Origin of the sequence: Streptomyces populi (assembly GCF_002911015.1) — a bacterium.
Taxonomy (GTDB): domain Bacteria; phylum Actinomycetota; class Actinomycetes; order Streptomycetales; family Streptomycetaceae; genus Streptomyces; species Streptomyces populi.
Genome location: NZ_KZ626896.1, coordinates 25240 through 51465, shown reverse-complemented (window position 1 = coordinate 51465; position 26226 = coordinate 25240). Strand labels below are relative to the sequence as shown.

26 protein-coding genes are annotated in these 26226 nt (G+C 72.8%); 13 read left to right on the top strand and 13 right to left on the bottom strand.

What is annotated here, in order from left to right; translation table 11 throughout:
• Positions 1-115: 115 nt before the first annotated feature.
• The 4 genes from CW362_RS26085 to CW362_RS26070 form a co-directional block, all read right to left on the bottom strand.
• Complete coding sequence (locus CW362_RS26085) at positions 116-1078, bottom strand: electron transfer flavoprotein subunit alpha/FixB family protein (RefSeq protein WP_103551974.1); 963 nt, start codon at positions 1076-1078, stop codon at positions 116-118.
• 99 nt (positions 1079-1177) lie between these two features.
• On the bottom strand, positions 1178-1963 hold the full coding sequence (locus CW362_RS26080; protein WP_103551973.1) for an electron transfer flavoprotein subunit beta/FixA family protein: 786 nt from the start codon (positions 1961-1963) through the stop codon (positions 1178-1180).
• A 231-nt stretch (positions 1964-2194) separates the two neighbouring features.
• Positions 2195-2704 carry a flavin reductase family protein gene (locus tag CW362_RS26075; protein ID WP_103551972.1) on the bottom strand — a complete coding sequence of 170 codons (510 nt, stop codon included), beginning with the start codon at positions 2702-2704 and terminating at the stop codon, positions 2195-2197.
• A gap of 242 nt (positions 2705-2946) precedes the next feature.
• Positions 2947-3360, bottom strand: a complete 414-nt coding sequence (locus CW362_RS26070) for a TlpA family protein disulfide reductase (protein WP_103551971.1) — start codon at positions 3358-3360, stop codon at positions 2947-2949.
• Between the two features lie 75 nt (positions 3361-3435).
• Here CW362_RS26070 and CW362_RS26065 point away from each other — a divergent pair, with 75 nt between their 5' ends.
• Together CW362_RS26065 and CW362_RS26060 are read left to right on the top strand one after the other, a co-directional pair.
• Positions 3436-3852, top strand: coding sequence for a DUF4395 domain-containing protein (locus CW362_RS26065; protein ID WP_103551970.1), 417 nt, complete (start codon positions 3436-3438; stop codon positions 3850-3852).
• A gap of 185 nt (positions 3853-4037) precedes the next feature.
• The gene (locus CW362_RS26060; RefSeq protein ID WP_103551969.1) at positions 4038-4766 is read left to right on the top strand and encodes a lysophospholipid acyltransferase family protein; all 729 of its coding nucleotides are present in this window, start codon (positions 4038-4040) and stop codon (positions 4764-4766) included.
• A gap of 40 nt (positions 4767-4806) precedes the next feature.
• Here the strand turns inward: CW362_RS26060 and CW362_RS26055 are convergent, their stop codons facing one another.
• The 4 genes from CW362_RS26055 to CW362_RS26040 all read right to left on the bottom strand — a co-directional run bounded on the left by CW362_RS26055 (position 4807) and on the right by CW362_RS26040 (position 8732).
• Positions 4807-5379 carry a transglutaminase domain-containing protein gene (locus CW362_RS26055; RefSeq protein ID WP_162684234.1) on the bottom strand — a complete coding sequence of 191 codons (573 nt, stop codon included), beginning with the start codon at positions 5377-5379 and terminating at the stop codon, positions 4807-4809.
• Positions 5380-5467: 88 nt separating this feature from the next.
• Positions 5468-6541: a threonine aldolase family protein gene (locus CW362_RS26050; protein WP_103551967.1), complete on the bottom strand. Its 1074-nt coding sequence runs from the start codon at positions 6539-6541 to the stop codon at positions 5468-5470.
• Entirely contained in the window at positions 6538-7293 is a 756-nt protein-coding gene (locus tag CW362_RS26045; protein WP_103551966.1) for an SDR family NAD(P)-dependent oxidoreductase, read from the bottom strand. The genes CW362_RS26050 and CW362_RS26045 overlap by 4 nt, the downstream gene beginning before the upstream one ends.
• 41 nt (positions 7294-7334) lie before the next feature.
• Complete coding sequence (locus tag CW362_RS26040) at positions 7335-8732, bottom strand: DUF6421 family protein (RefSeq protein WP_103551965.1); 1398 nt, start codon at positions 8730-8732, stop codon at positions 7335-7337.
• 380 nt (positions 8733-9112) lie between these two features.
• Here CW362_RS26040 and CW362_RS26035 point away from each other — a divergent pair, with 380 nt between their 5' ends.
• Positions 9113-9796, top strand: coding sequence for a glycerophosphodiester phosphodiesterase (locus CW362_RS26035; RefSeq protein WP_103551964.1), 684 nt, complete (start codon positions 9113-9115; stop codon positions 9794-9796).
• A 94-nt stretch (positions 9797-9890) separates the two neighbouring features.
• Here CW362_RS26035 and CW362_RS26030 read toward each other — a convergent pair whose 3' ends face one another.
• Positions 9891-10433 carry a GNAT family N-acetyltransferase gene (locus CW362_RS26030; RefSeq protein ID WP_103551963.1) on the bottom strand — a complete coding sequence of 181 codons (543 nt, stop codon included), beginning with the start codon at positions 10431-10433 and terminating at the stop codon, positions 9891-9893.
• 179 nt (positions 10434-10612) lie between these two features.
• Between CW362_RS26030 and CW362_RS26025 the strand changes: the two genes are divergently transcribed.
• The gene (locus CW362_RS26025) at positions 10613-10999 is read left to right on the top strand and encodes a VOC family protein (RefSeq protein WP_103551962.1); all 387 of its coding nucleotides are present in this window, start codon (positions 10613-10615) and stop codon (positions 10997-10999) included.
• Between the two features lie 182 nt (positions 11000-11181).
• Positions 11182-11946: a VOC family protein gene (locus CW362_RS26020; protein WP_103551961.1), complete on the top strand. Its 765-nt coding sequence runs from the start codon at positions 11182-11184 to the stop codon at positions 11944-11946.
• A gap of 12 nt (positions 11947-11958) precedes the next feature.
• Here CW362_RS26020 and CW362_RS26015 read toward each other — a convergent pair whose 3' ends face one another.
• Positions 11959-12585, bottom strand: coding sequence for a MarR family winged helix-turn-helix transcriptional regulator (locus CW362_RS26015; protein WP_103551960.1), 627 nt, complete (start codon positions 12583-12585; stop codon positions 11959-11961).
• 116 nt (positions 12586-12701) lie between these two features.
• The gene (locus CW362_RS26010; protein ID WP_162684233.1) at positions 12702-14345 is read right to left on the bottom strand and encodes an FUSC family protein; all 1644 of its coding nucleotides are present in this window, start codon (positions 14343-14345) and stop codon (positions 12702-12704) included.
• Positions 14346-14578: 233 nt separating this feature from the next.
• On the opposite strand from CW362_RS26010, the gene CW362_RS26005 reads away from it, so the two are divergent.
• From CW362_RS26005 to CW362_RS25995, 3 genes are all read left to right on the top strand, one after another.
• On the top strand, positions 14579-15127 hold the full coding sequence (locus CW362_RS26005; protein WP_103551958.1) for a DUF5134 domain-containing protein: 549 nt from the start codon (positions 14579-14581) through the stop codon (positions 15125-15127).
• Positions 15128-15297: 170 nt separating this feature from the next.
• A complete protein-coding gene (locus CW362_RS26000) occupies positions 15298-16233 on the top strand; it encodes a M56 family metallopeptidase (protein ID WP_103551957.1) in 936 nt (311 codons plus the stop codon).
• A 364-nt stretch (positions 16234-16597) separates the two neighbouring features.
• On the top strand, positions 16598-17275 hold the full coding sequence (locus CW362_RS25995) for a TetR/AcrR family transcriptional regulator (protein ID WP_103551956.1): 678 nt from the start codon (positions 16598-16600) through the stop codon (positions 17273-17275).
• 71 nt (positions 17276-17346) lie between these two features.
• Here the strand turns inward: CW362_RS25995 and CW362_RS25990 are convergent, their stop codons facing one another.
• Positions 17347-17817, bottom strand: coding sequence for a DUF6214 family protein (locus CW362_RS25990; protein ID WP_103551955.1), 471 nt, complete (start codon positions 17815-17817; stop codon positions 17347-17349).
• A 213-nt stretch (positions 17818-18030) separates the two neighbouring features.
• On the opposite strand from CW362_RS25990, the gene CW362_RS25985 reads away from it, so the two are divergent.
• A complete protein-coding gene (locus CW362_RS25985; protein WP_103551954.1) occupies positions 18031-19380 on the top strand; it encodes an FAD-dependent oxidoreductase in 1350 nt (449 codons plus the stop codon).
• A gap of 50 nt (positions 19381-19430) precedes the next feature.
• Here CW362_RS25985 and CW362_RS25980 read toward each other — a convergent pair whose 3' ends face one another.
• On the bottom strand, positions 19431-19775 hold the full coding sequence (locus tag CW362_RS25980) for an ArsR/SmtB family transcription factor (RefSeq protein WP_103551953.1): 345 nt from the start codon (positions 19773-19775) through the stop codon (positions 19431-19433).
• 167 nt (positions 19776-19942) lie between these two features.
• On the opposite strand from CW362_RS25980, the gene CW362_RS25975 reads away from it, so the two are divergent.
• The 4 genes from CW362_RS25975 to CW362_RS25960 all read left to right on the top strand — a co-directional run bounded on the left by CW362_RS25975 (position 19943) and on the right by CW362_RS25960 (position 26187).
• On the top strand, positions 19943-21022 hold the full coding sequence (locus CW362_RS25975) for an NADH:flavin oxidoreductase/NADH oxidase (protein WP_103551980.1): 1080 nt from the start codon (positions 19943-19945) through the stop codon (positions 21020-21022).
• A gap of 511 nt (positions 21023-21533) precedes the next feature.
• Positions 21534-21884 carry a hypothetical protein gene (locus CW362_RS25970; RefSeq protein WP_103551952.1) on the top strand — a complete coding sequence of 117 codons (351 nt, stop codon included), beginning with the start codon at positions 21534-21536 and terminating at the stop codon, positions 21882-21884.
• A 187-nt stretch (positions 21885-22071) separates the two neighbouring features.
• Positions 22072-23925, top strand: coding sequence for a phosphatidylglycerol lysyltransferase domain-containing protein (locus CW362_RS25965; RefSeq protein WP_240658050.1), 1854 nt, complete (start codon positions 22072-22074; stop codon positions 23923-23925).
• Between the two features lie 198 nt (positions 23926-24123).
• Entirely contained in the window at positions 24124-26187 is a 2064-nt protein-coding gene (locus tag CW362_RS25960) for a HEAT repeat domain-containing protein (RefSeq protein WP_103551951.1), read from the top strand.
• Positions 26188-26226 lie beyond the last annotated feature (39 nt).

Below are 26226 nucleotides of genomic sequence, written 5' to 3'. Positions count from 1 at the left end.
TCCCGCCGCACAGCCGGTTCCCGGGCGGCCCGCCCGTGCGTGCGCCGCCGCTCCGGGACGGACGAAGGCCCCCGCGACCGGTGCGGTCGCGGGGGCCTTCGTCGGTGCCGCGGGATCAGCCCTTGCGGGTCTTGATCTCCTCGGTGAGCTGCGGGACGACGTCGAAGAGGTCGCCGACCACTCCGTAGTCGACCAGGTCGAAGATCGGCGCCTCGGCGTCCTTGTTGATCGCCACGATCGTCTTCGAGGTCTGCATGCCGGCGCGGTGCTGGATGGCGCCGGAGATGCCGGAGGCGATGTAGAGCTGCGGCGAGACGGACTTGCCGGTCTGGCCGACCTGGTTGGTGTGCGGGTACCAGCCGGCGTCGACCGCGGCACGCGAGGCGCCCACGGCGGCACCGAGCGAGTCGGCGAGGTTCTCGATGATCGAGAAGTTCTCGGCACCGTTGACGCCACGGCCGCCGGAGACCACGATCGCGGCCTCGGTCAGCTCGGGACGGCCGGTCGAGGCGCGCGGGGTGCGGGCGGTGACCTTGGTGCCGGTGGCCTTCTCGGAGAAGGAGACGGCCAGGGCCTCGACGGCGCCGGCGGCCGGGGCGGCCTCCACGGCGGCCGAGTTCGGCTTGACCGTGATGACCGGGGTGCCCTTGGAGACACGGGACTTGGTGGTGAAGGAGGCGGCGAACGCGGACTGCGTGGCCACCGGACCCTCGTCGCCGGCCTCCAGGTCGACGGCGTCGGTGATGATGCCCGAGCCGATGCGGACCGCGAGACGGGCCGCGATCTCCTTGCCCTCGGCGGAGGACGGGACGAGCACGGCGGCCGGGGAGACGGCCTCGTACGCGGCCTGGAGCGCGTCCACCTTCGGCACGACGAGGTAGTCGGCGTACTCGGCGGCGTCGTGCGTGAGGACCTTCACCGCGCCGTGCTCGGCGAGCGCGGCGGCGGTGTTCTCGGCACCGGAGCCGAGGGCGACGGCGACGGGCTCGCCGATGCGGCGGGCCAGCGTCAGCAGTTCGAGGGTGGGCTTGCGGACGGCACCGTCCACGTGGTCGACGTAGACGAGAACTTCAGCCATGAGAGCGATCTCCTGCGGATTGCGAAGTCTGAGGGGCGGTGAGCGGGGTGGACCTTGGCCGCTGCGACGGTCCGGGGCTTTCCCCCGGACCCTCGGCGACTAGATGAACTTCTGGCCCGCGAGGAACTCGGCGAGCTGCTTGCCGCCCTCGCCCTCGTCCTTGACGATCGTTCCGGCGGTGCGCGCCGGACGCTCGGCGGCGGAGTCGACCGCGGTCCAGGCACCCTCGAGACCGACCTCCTCCGCCTCGATGTCGAGGTCGGACAGGTCCCAGGACTGCACCGGCTTCTTCTTCGCGGCCATGATGCCCTTGAAGGAGGGGTAACGCGCCTCGCCCGACTGGTCGGTCACCGACACGACCGCGGGGAGGGAGGCCTCGAGCTGCTCGGAGGCGGTGTCGCCGTCGCGGCGGCCCTTGACCACGCCGTCCTCGACCGAGACCTCGGACAGCAGGGTGACCTGCGGGACACCCAGGCGCTCGGCCAGCAGCGCCGGGACGATGCCCGCGGTGCCGTCGGTGGAGGCCATGCCGGAGATCACCAGGTCGAAGCCGGCCTTCTCGATCGCCTTGGCCAGCACCAGCGAGGTGCCGACGGCGTCGGTGCCGTGCAGGTCGTCGTCCTCGACGTGGATGGCCTTGTCGGCGCCCATGGACAGCGCCTTGCGCAGCGCGTCCTTGGCGTCCTCGGGGCCGACGGTCAGCACGGTGATCTCGGCGTCGTCCGCGTCCTCGGCGATCTGCAGCGCCTGCTCGACGGCGTACTCGTCGAGCTCGGACAGCAGGCCGTCCACGTCGTCACGGTCGACGGTCAGGTCATCGGCGAAGTGCCGGTCGCCAGTGGCGTCGGGCACGTACTTCACAGTGACAACGATCCTCAAGCTCACGCCGGCTCTCCTACTGCATCGTCATTTCTGGGCTGCCTTCTTTCAGGCAGCATAGGCGCCTGAAGCGGCCGATCCCGGTCGGGGCGGCCCGCGCTCCGAACGAAATATTACTCACCAGTACACCCAGTGGGCGCACACTAAGCAAGCGCTTTGGACTGTGACCTTCGCAACGCTGTGTAACCGGCGAGTAGAACCGGCGAGTAGCAAAGCCGCTTCCCCCGGCCTGCGGATTCAGTCACGCAGGCCGTTGAAGCGGCCCTGGTGGTACAGCAGGGGGCTGCCCGCGCCCGAGTGGTCGCCGAGCACGACCTCGGCCAGGACGATGCGGTGGTCGCCCGCGGGCACGCGCGCCACGACACGGCAGACCAGCCAGGCGAGGACGTCGTCGAGCACGGGAACTCCCTCGGGCCCCTTACGCCATCGGGTGGGCGCGCCGAACCGGTCGGCGCCGCTGCGGGCGAAGGTGGCGGCCAGCTCCCGCTGGTGTTCGCCGAGCACGTGGACGCCGACATGGCCGGCCTCGGATATCGCGGGCCAGCTGGAGCCCCCGGTGCCGATGCCGAACGAGACGACCGGGGGCTCGGCCGAGACCGAGGTGAGCGAGGTGGCGGTGAAACCGACGGGACCGCGGGCCCCCGTGGCGGTGATCACGGCCACACCGGCCGCGTGCCGCCGGAACACGGAGCGCAGCAGCTCCGGCGAGGCGGGCAGTGGGGTGCCGAGGCCGGGCGTGACCGTCATGGAGCTGTCCTTCTGCGAGATCCGACGTGGGGTTCCGGCCGCGCGGACGGAACCGGGAGCGGGAGACGGTCCTTGGCCGGTCAACAGCCCGGACCGTGCGCGCCCGCGGTGCGGGCCGGGTCCGTGTCGGCGAGCTCGGGAAGAAGGCTGTGCGGTGACATACGGTCAGGCTGACGAGAGGTGACGGGCGCAGTCAAGGGCGTACCGGCATGTGGGAGATGCCTCACCATGATCGCCGCCGGTCAGAGGGCCTCCCCGAGCGCCGCGATGACGTCCGCCTTGCGCGGCTGCCCCGCCGCCCGCCGCACGATCCTCCCGTCGGCGTCGAGCACGAGCACGGTGGGCGTCTTGAGGATGCCGAGATCGCGTACGAGACCGAGGCGGTCCTCGGCGTCGATCTCCACGTGCGAGACGCCGGGAACCATGCCGGCCACCTCGCCCAGCACCCGCCGGGTGGCCCGGCAGGGGGCGCAGAAGGCGCTGGAGAACTGCACGAGCGTGGCCCGTTCCCCGAGGGCCTGCCCCAGCTCCGCCGTCCCGAGCCGCCTGCCGCCGTCGCGCCCGCTCACCCGCACCCTCCCGCTCCGCCGCCGGTGCAGCACTCCGTAGACGCTCGCCGCCGCGAGCACCGCCACGCACACCACGAGTCCGCTCATCACATGCACAAGCATTCACGAGACCGCAAAGATTCCCGGGGCCGGGCGGCGCCCTTCGTGCGGAATGCTTGATTCATGGACATCGATGCGAGAGGGCCACGGTTCGGCGCGGCGGTGACGGCCGTCGTCCTGGCGGTCGCGCTGATCACCGGGAGCGTCTGGCTGCTGGCGTGGCAGACACTGGCTTTCGCCCTGGGCGCGGCGGGCGGCGTGGCGCGTTCGCCGTACGGCCTGGCCTTCGGGAAGGTCGTACGGCCGCGGCTCGGACCGCCGACGGAGTTCGAGTCGCCGGAGCCCCCGCGGTTCGCGCAGACGGTCGGGCTCGGCTTCGCGGTGGTGGGCCTGATCGGCTGGACCGCGGGACCGGCCTGGCTGGGCTCGGCGGCGACCGCGTGCGCGCTCGCGGCGGCGTTTCTCAATGCCGCGTTCGGGTACTGCCTCGGATGCGAGATGTACCTGGTCGTACGGCGTGTGACGGTACGCGCAAAGTAAAGGCGTGTTAAAGCTCCAGGTGGATCAAGGGGGCGACGTGACGAGGATCTCGCCGTTCCGCGGCACCAGGACTGGCCACCCGTCCGTTCTTCGGGCACGATCTGCGCATCGCCGTAAACCTACGGCAGCGTAACTTTCCCGCCGGGAGCCCCCTTCCCAGGCAGAGAGAAGGGTCCACCCCGTCCATGGCAGAGCTTGTCTACCGTCCCGTCGTAGGCCTCGCCCAAACGCTGTTCAAGGCGTGGGACCTCAAGATCGACTGCAAGGGATCGGAGAACATTCCGCGCTCGGGCGGCGCCGTGCTGGTCAGCAACCACATCAGCTACCTGGACTTCATCTTCGACGGCCTGGCCGCCCTGCCGCAGAAGCGCCTGGTGCGCTTCATGGCGAAGGAGTCGGTCTTCCGGCACAGGATCTCCGGTCCGCTGATGCGGGGCATGAAGCACATCCCGGTGGACCGGGCGCAGGGCGAGACGGCGTACCAGCACGCGCTGGAGTCGCTGCGTTCCGGCGAGATCGTCGGCGTCTTCCCGGAGGCGACCATCTCGCAGTCGTTCACGCTGAAGAGCTTCAAGTCCGGCGCCGCGCGCATGGCCCAGGAGGCCGGCGTGCCGCTGATCCCGATGGCCCTGTGGGGCACGCAGCGGCTGTGGACCAAGGGACACCCGCGCAACTTCAAGCGCAGCCACACCCCGATCACCATCCGCGTCGGCGAGCCGGTGGAGGCCCCGAAGGACCAGTACGCGGGCGCCATCACCCGGCGGCTGCGCGAGCGGGTCCAGGAGCTGCTCGAATCGGCACAGCGCGCCTACCCCGTACGCCCCAAGGGACCGGACGACACCTGGTGGATGCCCGCCCACCTCGGCGGCACCGCGCCGACCCCCGAAGAGGTGCGCGCAGCCGAGGCCCGCTGACCCCTTCCCCCCGCCCCCGGGAAGGGACGCTTCCCCCGTCTCACAGCACGAGGGGAAGCGTCCGCATCAGGGACGCGAGGCCCGGGGCGGCCTTCATGACGCCGACGACGGCCGGGTGGGGCTCGGCGTACAGCCCCGGATGGTCGAGCTCGCCGAGGTCCGGGTCGGGCGTGAAGGCCAGCCGCTCGCCGTCCAGGGAGAAGCGGGCGTCCGCACCGAGCTTGCTGCCGCTGGGGTCCTGCCGGTGCCAGGCGCCGTCGAGGCGCACGGCGACGAGACCGTGGAGCACCTCGAACTTCTGGTAGCAGAACGCCGTGGGGATGTCCTCCGCCCGCAGGAGCGCGGCCAGCGCATGGGCCTTGGCGTGGCAGATGCCCGTGCGCTGCTCCAGGACGTCGGAGGCGCGCCAGGTGACCCGGGGATCGCCGGAATCGGCCGAGTGCGGGATGGTGTCCCGTACGAACTCGAACGCCGATCGCGCATAGGCATACGAGTCGACGGATTCCCTGGCGAGCCGCGCGGCCGTCTCGCGGACGAGCGGATGATGATGGTCGACCACGTCATCGGCGGCCAGATAGGCGGACAGGTCGCTTGTCTTCTGGATCAGCTCCATGCCCGTAGAGCATAGGAATGCGACCACCCGAGAGTCAATAACTTTTCGGGTGGTCGCATATTTATGCATCACGTTCCCTGCATCGGCCCTACTGCTGGGCCATCTCCTCCTTGACCGCGGCCACGAACCCGTCGACGTCGTCCTCGGTCGTGTCGAAGGCGCACATCCAGCGGACGTCACCCGCGGCCTCGTCCCAGAAATAGAAGCGGTAGCGCTTCTGCAACCGCAGGCTGACGTCGTGCGGGAGCCGGGCGAAGACCGCGTTGGCCTGGACCGGGTGGAGGATCTCCACTCCGTGCACGGCGCGGACGCCCTCGGCGAGGCGCTGGGCCATCCCGTTGGCGTGCCGGGCGTTGCGCAGCCACAGGTCCTTGGCGAGCAGCGCCTCCAGTTGCACCGAGACGAAGCGCATCTTGGAGGCGAGCTGCATGGACAGCTTGCGCAGGTGCTTCATGTGGCTGACGGCGTCCCGGTTCAGGACGACGACGGCCTCGCCGAACAGCGCGCCGTTCTTCGTGCCGCCCAGCGACAGGATGTCGACGCCGACCGCGTTGGTGAACGTCCGCATCGGGACGTCCAGGGAGGCGGCCGCGTTGGATATCCGGGACCCGTCCAGGTGCACCTTCATGCCGTGCGCGTGGGCGTGGTCGCAGATCGCGCGGATCTCCTCGGGCGTGTAGAGGGTGCCCAGCTCGGTGCTCTGGGTGATCGAGACGACCTGGGGCATCGCGCGGTGCTCGTCGTCCCAGCCGTACGCCTGCCGGTCGATCAGTTCGGGCGTGAGCTTGCCGTCGGGCGTGGGCACCGTGAGCAGCTTGAGACCGCCCATGCGCTCGGGGGCGCCGCCCTCGTCGACGTTGATGTGCGCGCTCTCCGCGCAGATGACCGCGCCCCAGCGGTCGGTGACCGCCTGGAGCGCGACCACGTTCGCGCCGGTGCCGTTGAAGACCGGGAAGGCCTCCGCGCCGCCACCGAAGTGACTGCGGACGATCGTCTGGAGGTTCTCGGTGTACTCGTCCTCGCCGTACGCGACCTGGTGCCCGCCGTTGGCCAGGGCCAGGGCGGCGAGCACCTCGGGGTGGGCCCCCGCGTAGTTGTCGCTGGCGAAGCCGCGGACGGCCGGGTCGTGGTGACGCCGGGCGTCGGTCTTCTGAGGGTTCACGGCTTCTCGGTCAGCCACAGGCGCTTTCCGTTCACTTCGGCGGCGGGCTCGTCCCAGACGCCGACGATGGACTCGGCGAGTTCCGTGACGTCCGTGAAGCCCGCGAACTTCGCGTTCGGCCGCTCGGCGCGCATCGCGTCGTGGACCAACGCCTTCACCACCAGGATGGCGGCGGCGGAGGTCGCGCCGTCGGCGCCCTCGGCGATCCCGGCCTTGCGGAAGTAGTCCCCCATGGCCAGGGTCCACGCCTCGGCGGCGGCCTTGGCCGCGGAGTAGGCCGCGTTGCCCGCGGTGGGGTTGCTCGCGCCCGCGGCGCTGATCAGGACGTACCGGCCGCGGTCGCTGGCCTGGAGCGCCTCGTGGAAGGCGAGCGTGGTGTGCTGCACCGTGCGGATCAGCAGGAGTTCGAGCAGGTCCCAGTCGTCCAGGACCGTCTTCGTGAACGTCTCGCTGCCGCGCCAGCCGCCGACGAGGTGGACGAGCCCGTCCACCCGGCCGAAGTCCTTCTGGATGCGCGCGGCCCAGTCGCGGGTCGACTGCAGGTCCAGCAGGTCGACGGTGTCGCCGACGACGGTGGAGCCGCCGTGCGCGTAGCGGGCCGCGTCGACGGCCTCCGCCAGCCGCTCCGCGTCGTTGTCGGCGCCGATGACGGTCGCGCCCGCCTCGGCGAGCCGGAGCAGCGCCGCGCGGCCGGCGGGTCCGCCCGCGCCCGCCACCGCGATCACCGCACCGCTGAGAGCCCCGTTCCCCATGGTCTTCGCCTCCTGAGCAATGTTCTCGCTACCGCGGTCGGTCACGCGGCGACCCGCTCGGAGCCGGCCGCGGTGATGCCCTTGGTGGAGGCGATCACGTTCTTCAGCTTCTTGGAGAGCGCCTCATAGAACATGCTCAGGGGAAACTCGTCCGGAAGCACGTCGTCCACGAGCTTGCGCGGCGGCTGCGTCAGGTCGAGCGCGTCGGGGCCCTTGGCCCAGCGGGATCCCGGGTGCGGGGCGAGGTAGGTGGAGACCAGCTCGTAGGCCTTGAACCAGTGGACGAGCTTGGGGCGGTCGATGCCGGCCCGGTAGAGCTCCTCGATCTCGGAGCACAGCTGGTTGGTGACCTGCGGGGCGCGCTGCCAGTCGATGTGCAGCTTGTTGTCGGTCCAGCGGACGACGTCGTGCTTGTGCAGGTAGGCGAAGAGCAGCTGGCCGCCGAGACCGTCGTAGTTGCGGTTGCGGTCGCCGGAGACGGGGAAGCGGAACATCCGGTCGAACAGGACGGCGTACTGCACGTCACGGCCGTGCTCGTTGCCCTCGGACTCCAGCTTCACGGCCTCCTTGAAGGCGGTGAGGTCGCAGCGCAGCTCCTCCAGGCCGTACATCCAGAACGGCTGGCGCTGCTTGATCATGAAGGGGTCGAACGGCAGGTCGCCGTGGCTGTGGGTGCGGTCGTGGACCATGTCCCAGAGCACGAAGGCCTTCTCGCAGCGCTCCTGGTCGTGGACCATGGCGGCGATGTCCTCGGGCAGTTCGAGGCCCAGGATGTCGACGGCCGCGTCGGTGACGGCACGGAAGCGGGCGGCCTCGCGGTCGCAGAAGATGCCGCCCCAGGTGAAGCGCTCGGGGGCCTCGCGCACCGCGATCGTCTCGGGGAAGAGGACGGCGGAGTTCGTGTCGTACCCGGCGGTGAAGTCCTCGAAGGTGATGCCGCAGAACAGCGGGTTGTCGTAGCGGGTCGCCTCCAGCTCGGCCAGCCACTCGGGCCACACCATGCGCAGCACGACCGCCTCGAGGTTGCGGTCCGGGTTGCCGTTCTGCGTGTACATCGGGAAGACGACCAGGTGCTGGAGGCCGTCCTCGCGCTTCGCGGCGGGGTGGAAGGCCAGCAGCGAGTCGAGGAAGTCAGGGACCTCGAATCCGCCGTCGGCCCAGCGGCGCAGGTCCTTCACGAGCGCCTCGTGGTACGCGACGTCGTGGGGCAGCAGCGGGGAGAGCTCGTCTATCGCCTCGGCCACCCGGCGCACCACGGCCTCGGCGTCGGCGACGGCGGGAGCGCCCTCGGCCTCGAAGTCGATGGAGCCGTCCTTCGACTGCCAGGGGCGGATCTGCTCCACGGCAGCCTTGAGGACGGGCCACGCCGGGTGTTCCACCACCCTGGCCACGGGAGGAACCCGCTCCTCCGAACCCACCTGCACAAGAACTTCCGTCATGTCCCATCCTCCACAGGAAAACCTCGCGTATGGACACCGTATGTATGCGAGGTTCCGTTACGCAAGAGCAAACCCGGGAGATTGTCCTGCTCACCCCCCGTCTTCACCGCTCTTTTTCCTGTCTGACGCCGTCCATGCGATGACATACGCCACAGCCTTCCGAACGGAACGGGCCTCGGCGAGCCCGCGGCCGGCGGGCCGCCGTGAGGAAGCACCCGGGGCTCGGTGCTCCCGCCACGCCGTGTGAACCCGACACTCCCATTGCACGGTGTCGGAACGGGTACACAGAACAGCGAGGCCATTAGGCTGCGGCCTGCCGCGTGGCCGCCCCTCGGAACCACGCGCGAGCCGAGCCGCCGTCGACGGAAGCGAGTCGAATCTTGAACTTCCTCACCATCGGTCATCGCGGAGTGATGGGTGTCGAGCCCGAGAACACCCTCCGTTCCTTCGTCGCCGCCCAGAACGCGGGCCTCGACCTCATCGAACTCGATCTGCACCTCAGCAAGGACGGCGCCCTCGTCGTCATGCACGACGCCGAAGTGGACCGTACGACCGACGGCACGGGGCCGATCGCCGACAAGACGCTCGCGGAGCTGCGCGCGCTGGACGCGGGGCTCGGCGAACGCGTCCCCGTCTTCGAGGAGGTCCTGGAGGCGGTCAGGACACCGTTGCAGGCCGAGATCAAGGACGTCGCGGCGGCCAGGGCACTGGCCGAGGTGATGCACCGCAAGGACCTGGTCGGGCGGGTCGAGGTGTCGTCGTTCCACGACGAGGCGATCGCCGAGACCGCCCGGCTGGTGCCGGGGGTCCGCACCGCGCTGATCGCCAGCCGCTACGGCACCGACGTGGTGGAGCGCGCCGTCGAGGCCGGCGCCGCGACCTTGTGCCTCAACATCCACAGGCTGAGCCTGGAGGTCGTCGAGGAGGCCCGCAAGGCCGACCTGCGGATCATCGGCTGGGTGGTGAACACCCAGGACCAGCTCCGGCTGGTGCGCGCTCTGGAACTGGACGGCGCCACGACCGACTACCCCGAGATCAAGCGCACGGGCCGCTTCACGGCGTAGCCGGACCGGGCGAACCGCGCCCCCGGGGCGACGCCCACGGGCCGCCCGGCGAGGACGCGCCGGGCGGCCCGGCCGCGGGCCCGTGCGGGACCGTCTAGACGAGCGGCTTCACCAGCAGCTCGAAGCGCAGGTCGTCGCGCTGCGGGATGCCGAAGCGCTCGTCGCCGTAGGGGAAGGGGGTCATCCGTCCCGTGCGGCGGTAACCGCGCCGCTCGTACCAGGCGATGAGGTCCTCGCGCACGGAGATCACCGTCATGTGCATCTCCGTGGCGCCCCACGTCTCGCGGACGGTCCGCTCCGCCTCGGCGATGATCGCCTTGCCGAGGCCGCCGCCCTGGAGCGCGGGGCTGACCGCGAACATGCCGAAGTAGGCGTGGGCACCGCGGTGCTCCAGCTGGCAGCAGGCGACGAGCACGCCGTCGCGCTCCACGGTCAGGAGCCGGCTGTCGGGCGCCTCGACGACCGCGCGGACCCCCTCGGCGTCGGTCCGCTGTCCTTCGAGGATGTCCGCCTCCGTGGTCCAGCCGGCCCGGCTGGAGTCCCCTCGGTACGCCGACTCGATCAGCGCGACCAGGGCCTCCACATCACTGTCGGCGGCGTCGCGGAAGGTCAGTCCGGTGGCGGCGGCGGTTTCCATGGGAGCGGTTCTCCGATCAGTGGCGCGGCTGGGCACGCCCGAGCGTAACGCTCCCCCGGGACCTGCCCGTCGGCCGCGGCGGGGACGCCGACGGGACCCGGCCGGCCCGACGCGGCGACGTGCGCACCGTGCCCGTGCCTCCGCCGTGACCGACCGGACACGCCCTAGGCTCCGGACGCATGGTGCATGTACTGAGCAGCCGGACCCTGCTGCGTCCGGCCGACCCCGAGCGCTCGCGCGTCTTCTACGGTGAACAGCTCGGCCTGGCCGTCTACCGCGAGTTCGGTACGGGACCCGAGCGCGGGACCGTGTACTTCCTCGGCGGCGGTTTCCTGGAGGTCGCCGGACGGTCCGAGACCCCGCCCTCCCCGGCCCTGAAGCTGTGGCTCCAGGTCGCGGACATGGCGGTGACCCGCGAGGAGCTGACGGCCGCCGGTGTCGCGGTGGTGCGCGAGCCGGTGCGGGAGCCGTGGGGGCTGGTCGAGATGTGGATCGCGGACCCGGACGGGACCGAGATCGTGATCGTCGAGGTCCCGGCCGATCATCCACTGCGCCACCGGCCCTGAGGGCCCGGCCGGTCGAACGGGCCCGCGCGCCTCACCGGCCGTCCGGCTCCACCGGGGTACGGGCCCCGGGTGCCCGGCGGCACGCGGGGACGGCCGCCGGCCGGACGCGGGGCCGGCGCCGGATGGCCGGTGCTCCGCGGCGGGCTTAGCGTGCTGAGGGGGTTCGCTGCGGAAGGAGCGTCATGAAGCTCGACAGGCCGGTGACCGGCGGACCCTGCTGGACCGAGCTCGGTACCGACGACCTGGAGGGCGCCAAGGGCTTCTACGCCGATCTGTTCGGCTGGCGCCCGGAGACGGACCCGCGTCCGGAGGCGGGCGGGTACACCGTCGAGCACCTGGGGGACGCGGCCGTCGCGGGTATCGCCCCGGTCTACCAGGAGTCCCAGCCCGTCGCCTGGAACGTGTCGTTCGCCGTCGCCGACGTGGACGCGACCGCGGCGGCTGTGCGGGCCGCGGGCGGCGTCGTCGCCCTCGACCCGATGGACGTGCTCGACATGGGCCGTTTCGCGGTCGCCTTCGACCCGGGCGGCGCCGCCTTCCAGATGTGGCAGGCGCGCTCCTTCACCGGCGCGGGGCTGTTCAACGCGCCGGGGACGCTCGGCTGGGCGGAACTCCTGACCCGGGCCCCGGACCGGGTGACCGAGTTCTACACGACGGTGTTCGGCTGGACCGTGAACCCCTCTCCGCATTACCCGCAGTGGGGCGTCGACGGGGCCGACTTCGGCGGCATGGTCACGATGGACGAGAACTTCGCGCACGAGGTCCCCTCGCACTGGCTGCCCTACTTCGCCGTCGAGGACGTGGACGCCACGGCGAACGCGGTCCTCATGGCGGACGGCCACCTGCTCATGGAGCCCGTCTCGCAGCCGGGCGGCCGGCGCCTGGCCGTCGCCCGGGACCGGCAGGGCGCGGCCTTCGGCATCTACGCGGAGGGCGGGAAGGACTGATCCCGGCCGGCCTCAGGCGCGCGGCAGCCTCAGCCGGCCTTCCAGCTGCCCGAGCAACTCCCCCAGGAGTCCCGCCAGTTCCCGCTGCCGGTCCCGGTCCATGCCCGACAGGACCCCGGTCTCGTAGGCCAGTTGATCGGGCAGGACACCGTCGACCAGGTCCCGTCCGGCGTCGGTCAGCCGGACGTGGGCGACGCGGCGGTCCCGGGTGTCGCCGCGCCGCTCGACCAGACCGCGTTCGGTCAGTTGCTTGAGCCGCTTGGTGACGGCGGCACCCGAGGAGAACGTCTCGCGGGCGATCTCGCTCGGGGTCAGCTCGTGCCCGGTGCGGCGGAGCGTGCCGAGCACGTCGAACTCCGGGCGGGTGAGCCCGGCCCGGCGCAGCGGCGCGTCCTCGGCCTGCTGGAGGAGCGCGGCACAGCGGTTGACCCGCCCGATGACCTCCATCGGCCCGGTGTCGAGGTCGGGCCGCACGACCCCCCACTGGCGCACGACGGCCGCCACCGTGTCGGCCGCCGGCGAGTCGGCGGGCCCCGTACCGGCGGGCGCCTTCCTGCCGGGCCCGGTGTCGGCGGGCCCCGTACCGGCAGGCGCCTTTCCGACGGGTCCGGCGCCGGAGGGCTCGGTGCCGGAGGGCACCCTCCCGGCAGGCTCCGTACCGGCGGGCGTCTCCCCGGCGGGTGCCGCCCGGTCCGGTGACGGATCACCACCCCGTGCCGGGCCGCCGTCCGCCGTTCTCCGCCCGTCCGCTGTCGTCATGCCCGTGCGTCCTCCCGGCAGTGCAGTCCCTGGCGTCGTACCGTCGCCGCGAGCGTACGGTGTCCGGCCTGCTCGACCCGCATCACCCGCTCCTCCGGCAGGGCGCGCCGCCACCATTCGCCCGCCGCGGCGTCCGCGACGGAGCGCAGGTGCACGACGGCGGCCGACAGACCACGGCGGGCCGACTCCAGCGCGCCGGGCTCGGGCCGCTCCTCGGCGAGCAGTCCGGCGGCGTGTTCCCGGGCCCGCCCCACCGCGGTGAGCGCCGCCTCGACACGGTCGCCGGCCCACCGGTCGGTCACGACGACGGCCGCGAGGAAGCCGACGAGCGCTCCCACGAGGGTGTCCAGGACCCGGTCGGTCATCAGCTCCCCGGGCCGCTGGGCGTGCGCGAACTCGGTGATCAGCAGGGCCATGGGGGTCACGCAGACGCTGCCGAGCCAGTAGTTGCGGCCGATCAGCGCCTCGGCGCCGAAGTTCAGGGCGAGGCAGCACAGGACGAGGGCCGCCTGCCCGGTGTGGGCAAGCGGTACGAGGACGGCGAAGGCCGCCACGCCGAGGAGGTTGCCGGTCACGCGCTGGACGCCCCGGCTCCAGGTCAGGGTGACGTTGGCCTGGTAGAGGGAGGCGGCGGTGACCAGGGCCCAGTAGGGGCGGCCGACGCCGAACGCGAGCGAGACGTATCCGGCGAGGGCGCAGCCGAGCGCGGTGCGCAGGGCGACGGGGGCGAGCGGGCCGAGGCGGGTGAGCAGGGGCGGTTCCCCGAAGGCGAGGGCGGCCTCGACACCGAGGAGTTCGTCCGCGGCGTCCCCGAGGCCGTCGGGGCGCGGGACGGGTCCGGTGCCGGACAGTTCCCGGGCCCAGCCGCGCAGCCGTTCGGGGTCGGTGCCGACGGGTGCGGCGAGCGCGACCTCGGCCCGTACGACGAGCCGTTCGAGAGCGCGCCGGGGCTCGGAACAGTTTCCCGTGGAGAGCAGCGACTGCCAGGCTCCGTGCACGGCGGCGGTCGCGGCGGCGCGGGCCCGGGCGTCGTCCGGAGCGCCGGCGGACACCGCGGCGGCGTTCAGCGCGTGCGCGGTGGCGCGCCGCTCCGGGCCGTGCGGGCGCACGAGCGCGGGAGCCATGCCGACGATCCAGGCCCAGACCCCCGCCGCCGCGCCCAGCGCGAGGTGACCCGGCACCTGGCCCAGGTCCTGCGGCACGAACAGGGACGCCGAGGAGATGAAGGCGAGGACGACATGCCCCGGCGGGCCGATGCGCGTGGCGTCGCACAGGATCTTCTGCGCGGCGGCCAGCAGCGCGCCGACGGTGACCAGGGCGACGGCGTTCGTGGTGAGCGAGGCGGTGACGAGGGCGACGCCGAGTCCGCCGATCATCCCGGCCACCACCCAGGCGAGGGCCCGGGCCCGTGCGACGTACGGACGGTTGTGGGCGTAGAGCGCGCAGAGCGATCCGGCCATGGTGTACATCGCCAGGTCCAGCCGACCGAGCGCCAGCAGCGTCAGGTTCGGCGGGGCGACCGCGGCGACGACGCTCAGGGCGGGCTTGAACCAGATGTCGGAGGGCCCCCCGAGGCGCAGCGCGGCGGCCAGCGGAAGCCGCCGTGCGCACGGGGGGACGGAAGGGGTCGCACTGCTCATGACCATAACCTTAGCAGGTGTTTTATCTGTAAATTAGTTTTCCCGGACGGCTCCCACCTGCGGTGCACCCCCGCACGCTCCCCCGTGTACACCCCTGCGCTCGTATGCGCACCGGCCGCCCTGGGCATGCCCTGACCGACTGTCCGATGTCCGGCACCGCCGCCCGGCACCCACTGCCCGGCATCGCGTGTCCCGCGTCGCGTGTCCGGCATCGTCGAGCGGGGAGGTACGCGGTGCACGGACCGGCTTCACCCGGCTGGCTGCTCGTCGCGCTGTGCGCGGCGACCGGGGCCTACTGCCTGCTGCGGATGCGCAGCCCGGTCGAGGAACAGCGCCGTACGGCGGGCGGCGAGGCACTCATGGGGTTCGGCATGGCCGCGATGGCCGTACCGGCGGCCGTGGTGACTCCGCCGCGCTGGGCCTGGCTCGCCTGCACGGCCGTCTTCGGCGCCGCCGCGCTGCGCGCGCTGTGGACGGCCCGCGGCAGCCGGCACCACCTGCACCATCTGATGGGTACCGTCGCGATGGCCTACATGGCGGCGGTGATGACCGGCGCACCGGCCCACCACGTCCACGGCGGTACCGGCGTCCCCGTCCTCACCGGAGCGCTCCTGCTGTACTTCACCGGCTACGTGCTCCGCTCGGGCGTCCGTCTCCTGCCCCTGGCCGTCGCACCGGGTCCGGCGGTACACGCCGTCGGCTGGGGCGACCGTCCCGAACTCTCCCAGGCCTGCCGCCTGTCGATGGGGATCGCGATGCTGGCGATGCTGGTCACGCTCTGACGCCGTTCGCCCTCCGGCCTCCGGAGGCGCGGCCGCGCCCCGAACGCCCGGTCGCGCTCCGAAGTCGAGGGCGCCCGGCGGGAGTCCGGGCGCGGCACGAGGCCGTGGCGTACGTCACTTGGAGTCGTCGGCCGTATCCAGCGGCGGGCCCCGCTCCATAGGCTTCGGCCATGATGGTTCCCGCGGCACTGTTGCTGCTCGGCGCCCTTGCCTCCGTGGTCGCTCCGCGACTGCTCGCACGGGCCGACTGGCCGGACCGGGAACCCGTGGTCGCCCTGTGGGTGTGGCAATGCGTGGTGGCGGCCGTCCTGCTGTGCTGCGTCCTGTCGATGACGCTGAGCGCGTCCGCCGCCTGGGTGGCCGTGCGCGGCCATGTCTTCGACGGCGCACCGGCCTCGGTCGTCGACGCCTACGCGCCGGGGGCGGGTGCTCCCTGGGCGGCCGCCACGGCCGTGGCGCTCGCGTGCGGCGGCGCCTGGACCGCGGCGATGCTGGCGCGCGAGGTCGTGCGGGCACGGCTGCGCCGTCGGCAGAGCCGGTCCGAACTGCTGCTGCGCGCGCCGCTGTTGCCGGGCGAGGAGCCCGGGGACGACCGTCTCGTCGTCCTGGAGGGGGAGCGCCCCGACGCCTGGCGGCTGCCCGGCACCGCTCCCCAACTGGTCATCACCACGGCCGCGTTGCGCCGGCTCAAGGGGCGTCAGCTGGATGCCGTGCTCGCCCATGAGCAGGGGCACGCGCGGGCCCGGCACGACTGGCTGCTGCACTGTTCGGCGGCGCTGGCCAACGGGTTTCCGCAGGTGCCCGTGTTCGCCGCGTTCCGCGACGAGATGCACCGACTCGTCGAACTCGCCGCCGACGACATGGCGTCACGTCGCTTCGGCCGGCTCGCGATCGCCCTCGCCCTGGTCGAACTCAACGAGGACCGGGGCGTGTTCGGCCCCGGGTCGGCCCCGGACGCGTACGTCCCCCAGCGCGTCGACCGTCTCCTCACCCCCCGGGACCGGCTCCCGGCGGCCCGCAGGCTGCAACTGACGGCGGCGGCCGCACTGGTGCCGGTCGTACCGGTCGTCGTGGCGTTCGCGCCGGGGCTTCGGGCACTGGGGTAGCCCGACGACTCCGGGCCGGGTCCTCGGCCCGTTCCCGCACGGCCGGTGCTCGACCTGACGCACCTTCACGGGCCCACGCGGAAGCGGTTGTTCGTCTCTCCCGGGTCGCCCGTCGCCCGGAATCCCGCCTCGCGGCGACGACGGAAAAGCCCCCGTCGGTGATGTGCCGCCGAACCCGCCGACCGGCTGACGCGCGGTCACCGACCGGCTGCGCGCCCGCCCCGACGCCCGCCGCCCGTCCGACCTGAGGCGATCCCCCGCGTCGCCCCAGGTCGGCGGCAGCCCGGAACCGCCCCGTGGAGGGCCTGGATCCGGACGCGTTGAGTATAGTTGGCTGGCAGCCAGTCAACGCAGGAGTTACAGCATGTCCCCGCGAAGCGCCTCGGTCAATGAAGAGTTGCGGCGGCGTTCCCGGGAACGGCTGCTGCAGGCCGCGGTGGAGCTCGTGAGCGAGCGCGGTTACGACGCCACGACCCTCGGGGACATCGCGGATCGCGCGGGATCGGCGCGCGGACTCGTCTCGTACTACTTCCCCGGCAAACGCCAGCTCCTGCAGTCGGCGGTGCACCGGCTGATGCACCGCACGCTGGAGGAAGCCCTCGAACGCGAGCCGCGCAGCGAGGACGGCCGGGAGCGGATGGCGCGGGCCATCGACGCGATCCTGGGCCTCACCCAGGACCAGCCGGTGCTGATGCGGCAGCACATGGCCGGACTGCTCCAGGCCGAGGGGTTCGTCCAGTGCCCCGAACAGGTACGGCTCTCGGAGCTGCTCGGGGACACCGTCGCGCGGTACGGATCGGAGCAGGTGGCGGCCGATTACCCGATGCTGCGCGCCCTGCTCATGGGTGCGGTCTACTCGGCGCTGGTGCCGGGCGTGCCGATGAAGGTCCCGGTCCTGCGGGCCGAACTGTTCAAGCGCTACCGGCTGGACTGGGAAATGGGAGCGCCGCCGGACACCGGGACCCGGAACGGCCCCCGCGAGACGGATCTGTCCCGCTTCTTCGCGACCGGTCCGGCGCCGGAGGACGGCCGGCCCGAGTAGCCGCGCCGCGCGAGGACGCGGGCCCGGACGCCGGGCCCGCGCGAAGGGAACGAGCACGCGCCCGGCCGCGGTCAGCGACGGACGTGACGAGGCGTCAGGAATCCGGCGTCACGGGCCCCCGCGATCAGCCTCAGGGACTCGCGGCGGCTGCGGCCGGTGGCGTCCATGACGGCGAGCACCGGGTCCAGCCCCTCCCCCTGCGCGGCCCGGTACTCCTCCGCGACCAGCCGGCGGCCCTCGGCACCCCGCGGCCAGGCGGGGCGGGCGCGCCGCGCCCGACCCTCCCGGTCCCCGTCGCGGCCGGGGCCGAGACGGCTGCCGCACACCTCGGACAGCGGTTCCTCGATCCATTCGGCGACCACCGCGAGATCGTCCAGCGAGAGGGGCGGATCGGCCCGCACGTCCTCGATCGACAGGGCCGCCTCCGACAGCACGGCGAGCAGGTCGACCCGGGCACCGTCCGTGAAGGCCAGCCGGACGTTGTACCAGGACGTGACACCCGTCCCGGACTCCCGCACCTCCCAGGCGGGCCACACGGACACGTCGCCGTCCGCGCGGCAGCGGTCGGACAGATTGAGAAACGATGCATCCAGCACGCACGGAACGTAACCGCATGATCACAACCGACAGAATGGACACGCGCGCGACCGGTACGCACCGCACCCTGTCAGCGGAGCACCCGGTGGTGCGATCCTGGGAGCACCAGCGATGTCCTGTCAGCGATCTTCCTGATCCCTCGGGTGAGGAGTTCCGCCGTGCTGCGTGTCGCCGTCGTGGGTTCGGGACCCAGCGGGGTCTACAGCGCGCAGGGGCTTGTCCAGCGGAGCGGGCCTCCCGACGTCCGCGTCGACGTCCTGGACCGGCTGCCCTGCCCGTACGGCCTGGTGCGCTACGGCGTGGCGCCCGACCACGAGAAGATCAAGTCGCTCCAGAACAATCTGCGCACCGTACTGGAGGACGAGCGGGTGCGCTTCCTCGGCGGCGTCGAGGTGGGACCCGGCGGAGTGCCCGTGACTCGACTGCGGGAGCTGTACCACGCGGTCGTGTACTGCGTCGGCGCCGCCGCCGACCGGCGCCTCGGCGTGCCCGGCGAGGACCTGCCCGGCAGCTGGTCGGCGACCGAGTTCGTGTCCTGGTACAGCGCGCACCCCGACTCCGTGGCCGACGGATTCGTGGCCGGCGCCCGCTCGGCCGTCGTCATCGGCGTCGGGAACGTCGCCGTCGACGTGACCCGGATCCTGGCCCGCACCGCGCCCGAGCTGAGCCCCACCGACATACCCCAGGCGGCGCTCGGCGCGCTGGCGGCCAGTGAGATCACCGAGATCAGCATGGTCGGGCGGCGCGGACCCTCGCAGGCCCGCTTCACCACCAAGGAGCTGCGCGAGCTGGGCGGCCTGCCGCAGGCCGGCATCAGCGTGGACGAGACGGAACTGGCGCTCGATCCGGACTACCTCGATCCGTCGGGACTGCCCGCCGCGCGGCGCCGCAACGTGGAGGTCCTCAGGGACTGGGCGTCAGCCGCGCCGCCGGGCCGCCCGCGCCTCATCCGCCCGCGCTTCTTCCTGCGGCCCGTCGAACTCCTCGCCGACGGCGGCCGGGTGGGCGCGGTGCGCTTCGAGCGGACGGCGCCGGACGGAGCGGGCGGGGTGAGGGGAACCGGCCGGTTCGAGGAGATAGAGGCCCAGCTGGTGCTGCGCTCGGTGGGCTATCGCGGGGTGCCCCTGGGCGGAATGCCGTTCGATGCCGAGCGCGGCACGGTGCCGCAGCGGGCGGGTCGGGTCCTGCGGGACGGCGTGGTCGCGCCGGGCGAGTACGTGGCGGGCTGGATCAAGCGGGGCCCCACCGGGGTCATCGGGACCAATCGTCCGTGCGCGAAGGAGACGGTGGCCTCCCTGCTGGAGGACGCCCCCGCACTCCTGCGGCGACAGGCCGCCGACGACCCGCTCGCGGCACTGCGGGCCGAGGGGGTACGGCCGGTGGAATGGGCCGGTTGGCAGGCGATCGAGCGGGCCGAGGCGGAACTGGGGGCCAGGCTGGGCCGTGACGTGGTCAAGCTGCCCGGCTGGGACGCGCTGCGGACGGCGGCGCGGACGGCGAGGTCCTGACCACGGACGTCCGGCGGTTCCGGTGGCGCCGGACGCGGTCCGTCACGGCGTCAGACGCGCCCGGCCTGCCGGTCGGCGGCCTCCAGGACGCGGTCGAGGAGTCCGGGGAAGAGCGCGTCGAGGTCGTCCGCGCGCAGGCCGTTCAGCTTCGCGGTGCCGCGGTAGACCTGGCGGACGACCCCGCTCTCACGGAGCACCCGGAAGTGGTGCGTCGTCGTGGACTTGGTGACCGGCAGGGCGAAGTCCGAGCAGGAGAGTTCGCGGCCCTCGGCGGCGAGTTCGCGGACGATCCGGAGCCGCATCGGGTCCGACAGGGCGTGCAGCACCGACTCCAGGCGGATCTCCTCCCGCACGGGGTGCGGCAGATCACGGCCACTGGCGGCGGGGGGTGTCACGGCGGCTCCACTTCGTCCGGGGGCCTCGGCCTTCGCCCCCTCACCTCGGCATCGTCGGCTTCACCCGACACCGTCATTGTACGAGACCCATCGTAGTTTGACATTCGCCGTACTACGAGGTTTATCGTACGAGGCACATACCGGTCCCGCCATGAATGGAGTCGGCCGTGAGCGCCCTCTTCGAGCCCTGCGTCCTGCGCGACGTCACCATCCCCAACCGGGTGTGGATGCCCCCGATGTGCCAGTACTCGGCCGCGCCCGACGGCCCCTCGGCGGGCGCCCCGCACGACTGGCACTTCGCGCACTACGCGGCCCGTGCCACCGGAGGGACGGGGCTGGTCATCGTCGAGGCGACCGCCGTCTCCCCCGAGGGCCGGATCTCCCCGTACGACCTGGGCATCTGGAACGACACCCAGGTCGAGGCCTTCCGTCGCATCACCGGCTTCCTGACCGCGCAGGGCACGGTGCCGGCGGTGCAGCTCGGCCACGGCGGGCGCAAGTCCTCGACCGACCGCCCCTGGAAGGGCGGCGCCCCCGTCGGCCCGGACGCGCACGGCTGGCGGGCGCTCGCCCCGAGCGCGGTCGCGTTCGACGAGAACCACCCGGTCCCCGACGAGCTGACGGTGGACGGGATCCGCGAGATCGTGGGCCAGTTCGCGGACGCGGCCCGCCGCGCCCTGGCCGCGGGCTTCGAGATCGTCGAGATCCACGGCGCCCACGGCTACCTCATCAACGAGTTCCTCTCCCCCCACTCCAACCACCGCACCGACGCGTACGGCGGCTCCTACGAGAACCGCACCCGGTTCGCCCTCGAAGTCGTCGACGCCGTACGGGAGGTCTGGCCCGAGGGCAAGCCGCTCTTCTTCCGCATCTCCGCCACCGACTGGCTGGAGGAAGCGGGCTGGAGCGTGGACGACACCGTCCGCTTCGCCGCCGAACTGCACGAGCACGGCGTGGACCTGCTCGACGTCTCCACGGGCGGAAACGCCTCCGGCGTACGCATTCCCGTCGGACCCGGCTATCAAGTCCCGTTCGCCGCACGGGTGAAGCGGGAGACCTCCCTGGCCGTCGCCGCCGTCGGTCTCATCACTGGGGCGGAGCAGGCCGAGAAGATCGTCGCCAACGGGGAGGCCGACGCGGTGCTGCTGGGAAGGGAGTTGCTGCGCAACCCGTCCTTCGCCCGACTCGCGGCCCGCGAACTCGGGGCCGAGGTCCGCGTACCCGAGCAGTACCACCGGTCCGTGTAGGCACCGGACCACGAAGACGCCGGGACGGCGCCGGGCGTCGGGACGGCGCGTCCGTCCGCCACCCGCCAGGTCCGCCGGTCCGCGCCGAGGAGCGCCGGCGCACCCGGATGCCCGGCCGGTACGAGGCGCCGGCAGAGCCAGCGGAGTCGCAGAGGCACGGTCGGCCTGCCCGGCTCCCCGGCCCGTACCGGTGCGCGCGAGGGACCGCGCGACCGAGAAAGCGCTGCGGAGCACGCCCCGGGAAACACCGCGCGGACGGTCGAGAACATCACGGCCCGCGGCACGCGCGTACACCGGCCGGCGGTCGCGACGGCCCCGTCCTCGCACCCGGGGCCGGACGCCATGGGGGCAGGAGATCGGCCGGCCACCGGACGGGGGGCGTGCCCGTGATCCGGATCACGCGGCCCGGACGTCCCGGTCCCGCATGACGGCCGTCGCCCGGGGTATCCGCCGGAGCGCGATGGAAACAGGGCCAGGACACGGCGACCCTACGTGCTGTAGGGTCCCGGCGGTGAGCGTCGTACACCAGAGGGAACCCGTGAAGGAACGTGACGCGGAGCGCTCGGCACGCGGACCGGCGTCCGTGCTGGCACTGCTCGTGCCGAGTCTCGGGATCGCCGCGCTGGGCGTGTACCACCTGTGCGGGTTCGACCTGCACGCCCTGCACGGACGCCCGCACCTCGGCGACGGACTGACCATGGCCGGGGTGATCGCGGCCCTGGTCTCGGCGGGCGCGGCGCTCGGCGACCTCCTGTGGTGGGCGACCACGCGCGACCGCCCGTTCCGCGGCGGCGGGGGGCCGCACCCGGGCGGGCGCGCCGGGAACCCGGGCCGTGACCGGGAGGCGTCGCGCCGCCACTGAGGAATCCGGGACGGGTGCCCCGCCCGCCGGACAGGCACGACCGGACCGGCGGTCCGTATTCTCAACAGCTCCTTACCTCCTCACGCCGCTCCCGCCTGGCCATGACCCCACTCTTCCCTACAGGATGTAGTGTTCCGGCCTCTGTCCCCACCGGTTCTCCCGGCCTCCCCCAAGGTGATGCTCCACGGTGTCCGCACAACAGTCAGCGCTCATCCCGGAACAGCGGAACGCGAACCCGCGCCGCGAGACCCGGTCCGGACGAGCGGGCGACGGGATCCGGCCACGAGCCGCCGCGTTCACGGTCTGGTACCTGCGGCTGCTCGCCGTCCTCAACATCGTCGCCGTCATCTCGCTGCCGTTCCGCGAAGAGGTGCACGAGCACAACGGAGGCGAGTTCTTCACCCCCTACCTGGCCACCGCCGGGCTGGTCTCGGCAGCGCTGGCGCTGTTCCTCGCGCTCGTGATGCGGCGCCGCAAACGGGCCGCGTGGATCTTCAACCTGCTGCTCGCGGGGCCGCTCCTCGCGCTCTACACCGTGGCGTTGACCCAGGACCGCTACCAACGGCACGTCTTCAACTGGATCTCGGCCCTGCTCACCGCTCTCTTCGTGGTCGCCCTCCTGCTGGGACGCAAGGAGTTCCACGCCGTCGGCGACCGCTCCAATCCCCGTCTCGCGCTGGCCGTCGGCGCGGGCGGCCTGCTCGTCGGCGCCACCCTCGGCACCCTGCTCGTCAGCGCCACCAACCGCGTGGCGGGAACACCGCTGAGCGACCGGATCGCGTACACCCTGCTGCGCGGAATCAGCGTCGGCCCGCTCGCCGACCGGTTCGACGACGTCGTCGCGCCCCGCTGGGTCGACGTCCTGGTCAACATCATGGTGGCCGCCACCTTCCTGCTGGTGCTCTACGCGTGCTTCCGTTCACCGCGCGGCCTCGAACTCCTCGGCGAGGAGGACGAGACCCGGCTGCGTGCCCTGCTCGCCCGGCACGGGGAACGCGACTCCCTCGGCTACTTCGCGCTGCGCCGCGACAAGGCGGTCATCTGGTCCCCGAGCGGCAAGGCGGCGATCGCGTACGGCGTCCGCGGCGGCGTGACCCTCGCGTCCGGCGACCCCATCGGCGACCCGGAGGCCTGGCCCGGCGCGATCGAGGCGTGGCTGCGGGAGGCACGGCGGCACGCGTGGACACCCGCGGTGATGGGCGCCGGCGAAGAGGCCGGCACCGTCTACGCCCGGCACGGCCTGGACGCCCTGGAGCTCGGTGACGAAGCCATAGTGGACCGGTCCGACTTCACCCTGGAGGGACGCGCCATGCGGGGCGTCCGGCAGGCGCACAAGCGGGTCCGGCGCGCCGGTTACACGGTCCGCGTACGGCGGCACGAGGACATCCCCGAGGCCGAGATGGGCGCCCTGACCGACAAGGCCGACCAGTGGCGCGACGGTGAGACCGAACGCGGTTTCTCCATGGCGCTCGGCCGACTGGGAGATCCGGCCGACGGGCGGTGCGTGATGCTGGAGTGCCACGACAGCGACGGGCAGCCCCGGGCCGTGCTGAGTTTCGTGCCGTGGGGAGAGCGGGGGCTCTCGCTGGACCTGATGCGCCGCGACCGGAACTCCGACAACGGGCTCATGGAGTTCATGGTGATCGAACTGCTGCTGCGCGCCGAGGAGTTCGGCGTCGAGCGGATCTCCCTGAACTTCGCGATGTTCCGGTCCGTCTTCGAGCGTGGCACCCGGCTGGGCGCGGGACCCGTGCTGCGGCTGTGGTGTTCGGTGCTGACGTTCCTCTCGCGCTGGTGGCAGCTCGAATCCCTCTACCGGGCCAACGCCAAGTACCGGCCGGTCTGGGAACCCCGCTACCTCCTCTTCGAGAAGAGCGCCGACCTCCCCCGCATCGGCATCGCCGCGGCCCGGGCGGAGGGCTTCCTCGCCCCGCCCGCCCTGCCCCGGTTCGCCTCCCGGCGCCCGTCGCGCCCGGACCGGCCGCTTCCCGCACCGCCCCGGGCGACGCCCACGGCCCGGTCCGGCCGCCCCACCCCCTAGGGCACACGGCCCTCCTCCCCCGTGCCGTGCCGTGCCGTGCCGTGCCGTCGACGGCTTCGCTCCGGCCGACCGTCGGAAAGCGGCCGTCCGCCCGGCGGTTGGCCGGACCGGCCCCGTCGACGGGACGGTTCCCGGGCGTCACTGTCAGTGCCGTGGTGCACACTCACGATCAATGGCCGTACGCATGGGGAGGACACCGTGTTCAGGGGGATCGACGAGGTCGACTGGGCCTCGATGGAACATGCCTACGGAAGCGCCGCGGACGTGCCGGAGCTGCTGCGGGGGCTCGCCTCGCCGCTCCCCCAGGAGCGGGAGACCGCGCTCGACGGGATGTACGGAGCCGTGCACCACCAGGGCGACGTGTACGACTCGACGCTCGCGTCCATCCCCTTCCTCTTCGCGCTCGCCGGACATCCGGGGCTCCCCGACCGGGGCGGAATCGTGGAGTTGCTCGCCAGCATCGGGGGATCGGACGACGGGGACGCCCTCGGGGACGACGAGGACGGCGAGGACGGCGAGGACGAGTCCGGAGACGGCCAGGACGAGGACTTCGAGGACGACAACCACGCGATGGCGCACGCGGCGGTCCGGGCGGGTGCCGCGGTCTTCCTGGACCTCGTCACGGACGGGGACCCCGAGGTGCGCCGTGCCGCGCCGTCGGCGCTCGTCCGCTTCCACGGCGAACCGCCCCGCGTCCTGGCTCTGTTGAGGGAGCGGCTGCGGGACGAGCCGGAGGACGGCGTCCGGCCGGCACTGGTCGAGGGCCTCGGGCTCCTCGCCCGGCTGCACCCCGGTTCCGCGGCTCCCGCGGTGGACTGTCTGGTGTCGCTGTGCGACGCCCCGCACGACCCCGGACTGCGGCTCGCGGCGCTCGGACAGCTCGCCTCGTGTGCCCCCCACCGGCTTCCCGCCGATCTCGTGCCCACGGTCGTCGCCCTGCTCCACACCAGGTCGCAGGGGACCCGGCCGACCGGTGAGCCCGTCCGGACGTCCTCCGACACCCTCATCGGCAGTCTGCGCCGCATGCGCCCCGCGGACGAGGAGGGCGCTCAGCTGCTGCGGACGCTCCACCAGGCGCTGGGCGCCCGCACCGCGGACCGGATCGCTCTGCTCAAGGGCCAGCTGAGCAGCCGGAACACGGCCGACCGGTGCAACGCGGTCTGGATGTCGGCGGGCCTGTTCCGTGAGTGGCGGGCCGCGTACGAGGAGCCGGTCGCGCTGATCGGCGAGCAACTCGGCTCGGACGAGGAGCGGTTGCGCGGCGCCGCGGTGTCCGTCCTGGAGTTCCTGTTCACCCTGGCGGCTCCGGCGGCCGACCGGCTCGCCGCCCTCGTGGAGTCGGGCACGGACTTCCGGGGACACGGCAGGGCGACGCTGGACCGCCCCCTGAAGGCGCTCGCCAGGTGCGGGGACGCGCGGGCGGTCCCGGCCCTCGCCGAGGTGCTGCGCCACCCGGCCGTACCGAACGAGACCGGGTACGTGATCGGGCATCTGGGCCCGGCCGCGGCCCCCCTGGCTCCGCTGCTGCGGGACCGGCTGGCCGAGGTCCCGCTCGGCTCCCCGGACACCTACGACCGCGCCGCGCCGCTGCTGCACGGCCTCGGCGCACTGCGGTACGCCGAGGCCGTGCCGGAGGTGCTGCGGCTGCTACAGGGCACGCCCCGCGAACTGCGGTTCCGGGACGCCCTGGTGAAGGCGCTGACCAGGACGCTGGGCGCGTTCGGGGCGCGGGCCCAGGAGGCCGTACCGGCGCTGCGGGAGCTGCTGGCGGGCGAGGACGCGGTGGCGGCGGCCGACGCGCTCCGGTCCGTGGAGGGGGACGTGGAGGCGGTCCTTCCGGCGCTGCTCGGGGCGCTGGCCCCGGAGCGGGACGCGGGCCGTCGCCGGACGGCGGCCGAGGCCCTCGGCCGCGCGGGGGCGGCGGCCGCACCCGCGCTCCCGGGACTGCGCCGCCTGGCGGACTCCCCCGAGATATGGGAGCGGACGGCCGCCGCCTGCGCCCTGTGGGACGTCGGCGGAGATCCGAGCCCCGTCCTGCCGGTGTTCCGTGACGCCTGGCGGCAGAACCCGTACACGCGGGGCACCATCACGGCGTGCCTCGTCCGGATGGGCGGAGCGGGCGCGCCCGTCCACGACCTGGTCCGTGCGGAACTGGCCTCGCCCCGGCGCCACCGGGCCCGTTCCGGAGGCCACGGCAGCCACGACGTGCTCGACGACGAACTGCTCCTGCGGGACTGCCGGTCGGCGCTGGAGGCCGCTTAGCGGAGGCGGAGCCCGGGGTCCGGAGCGGTGGGGTCGGCG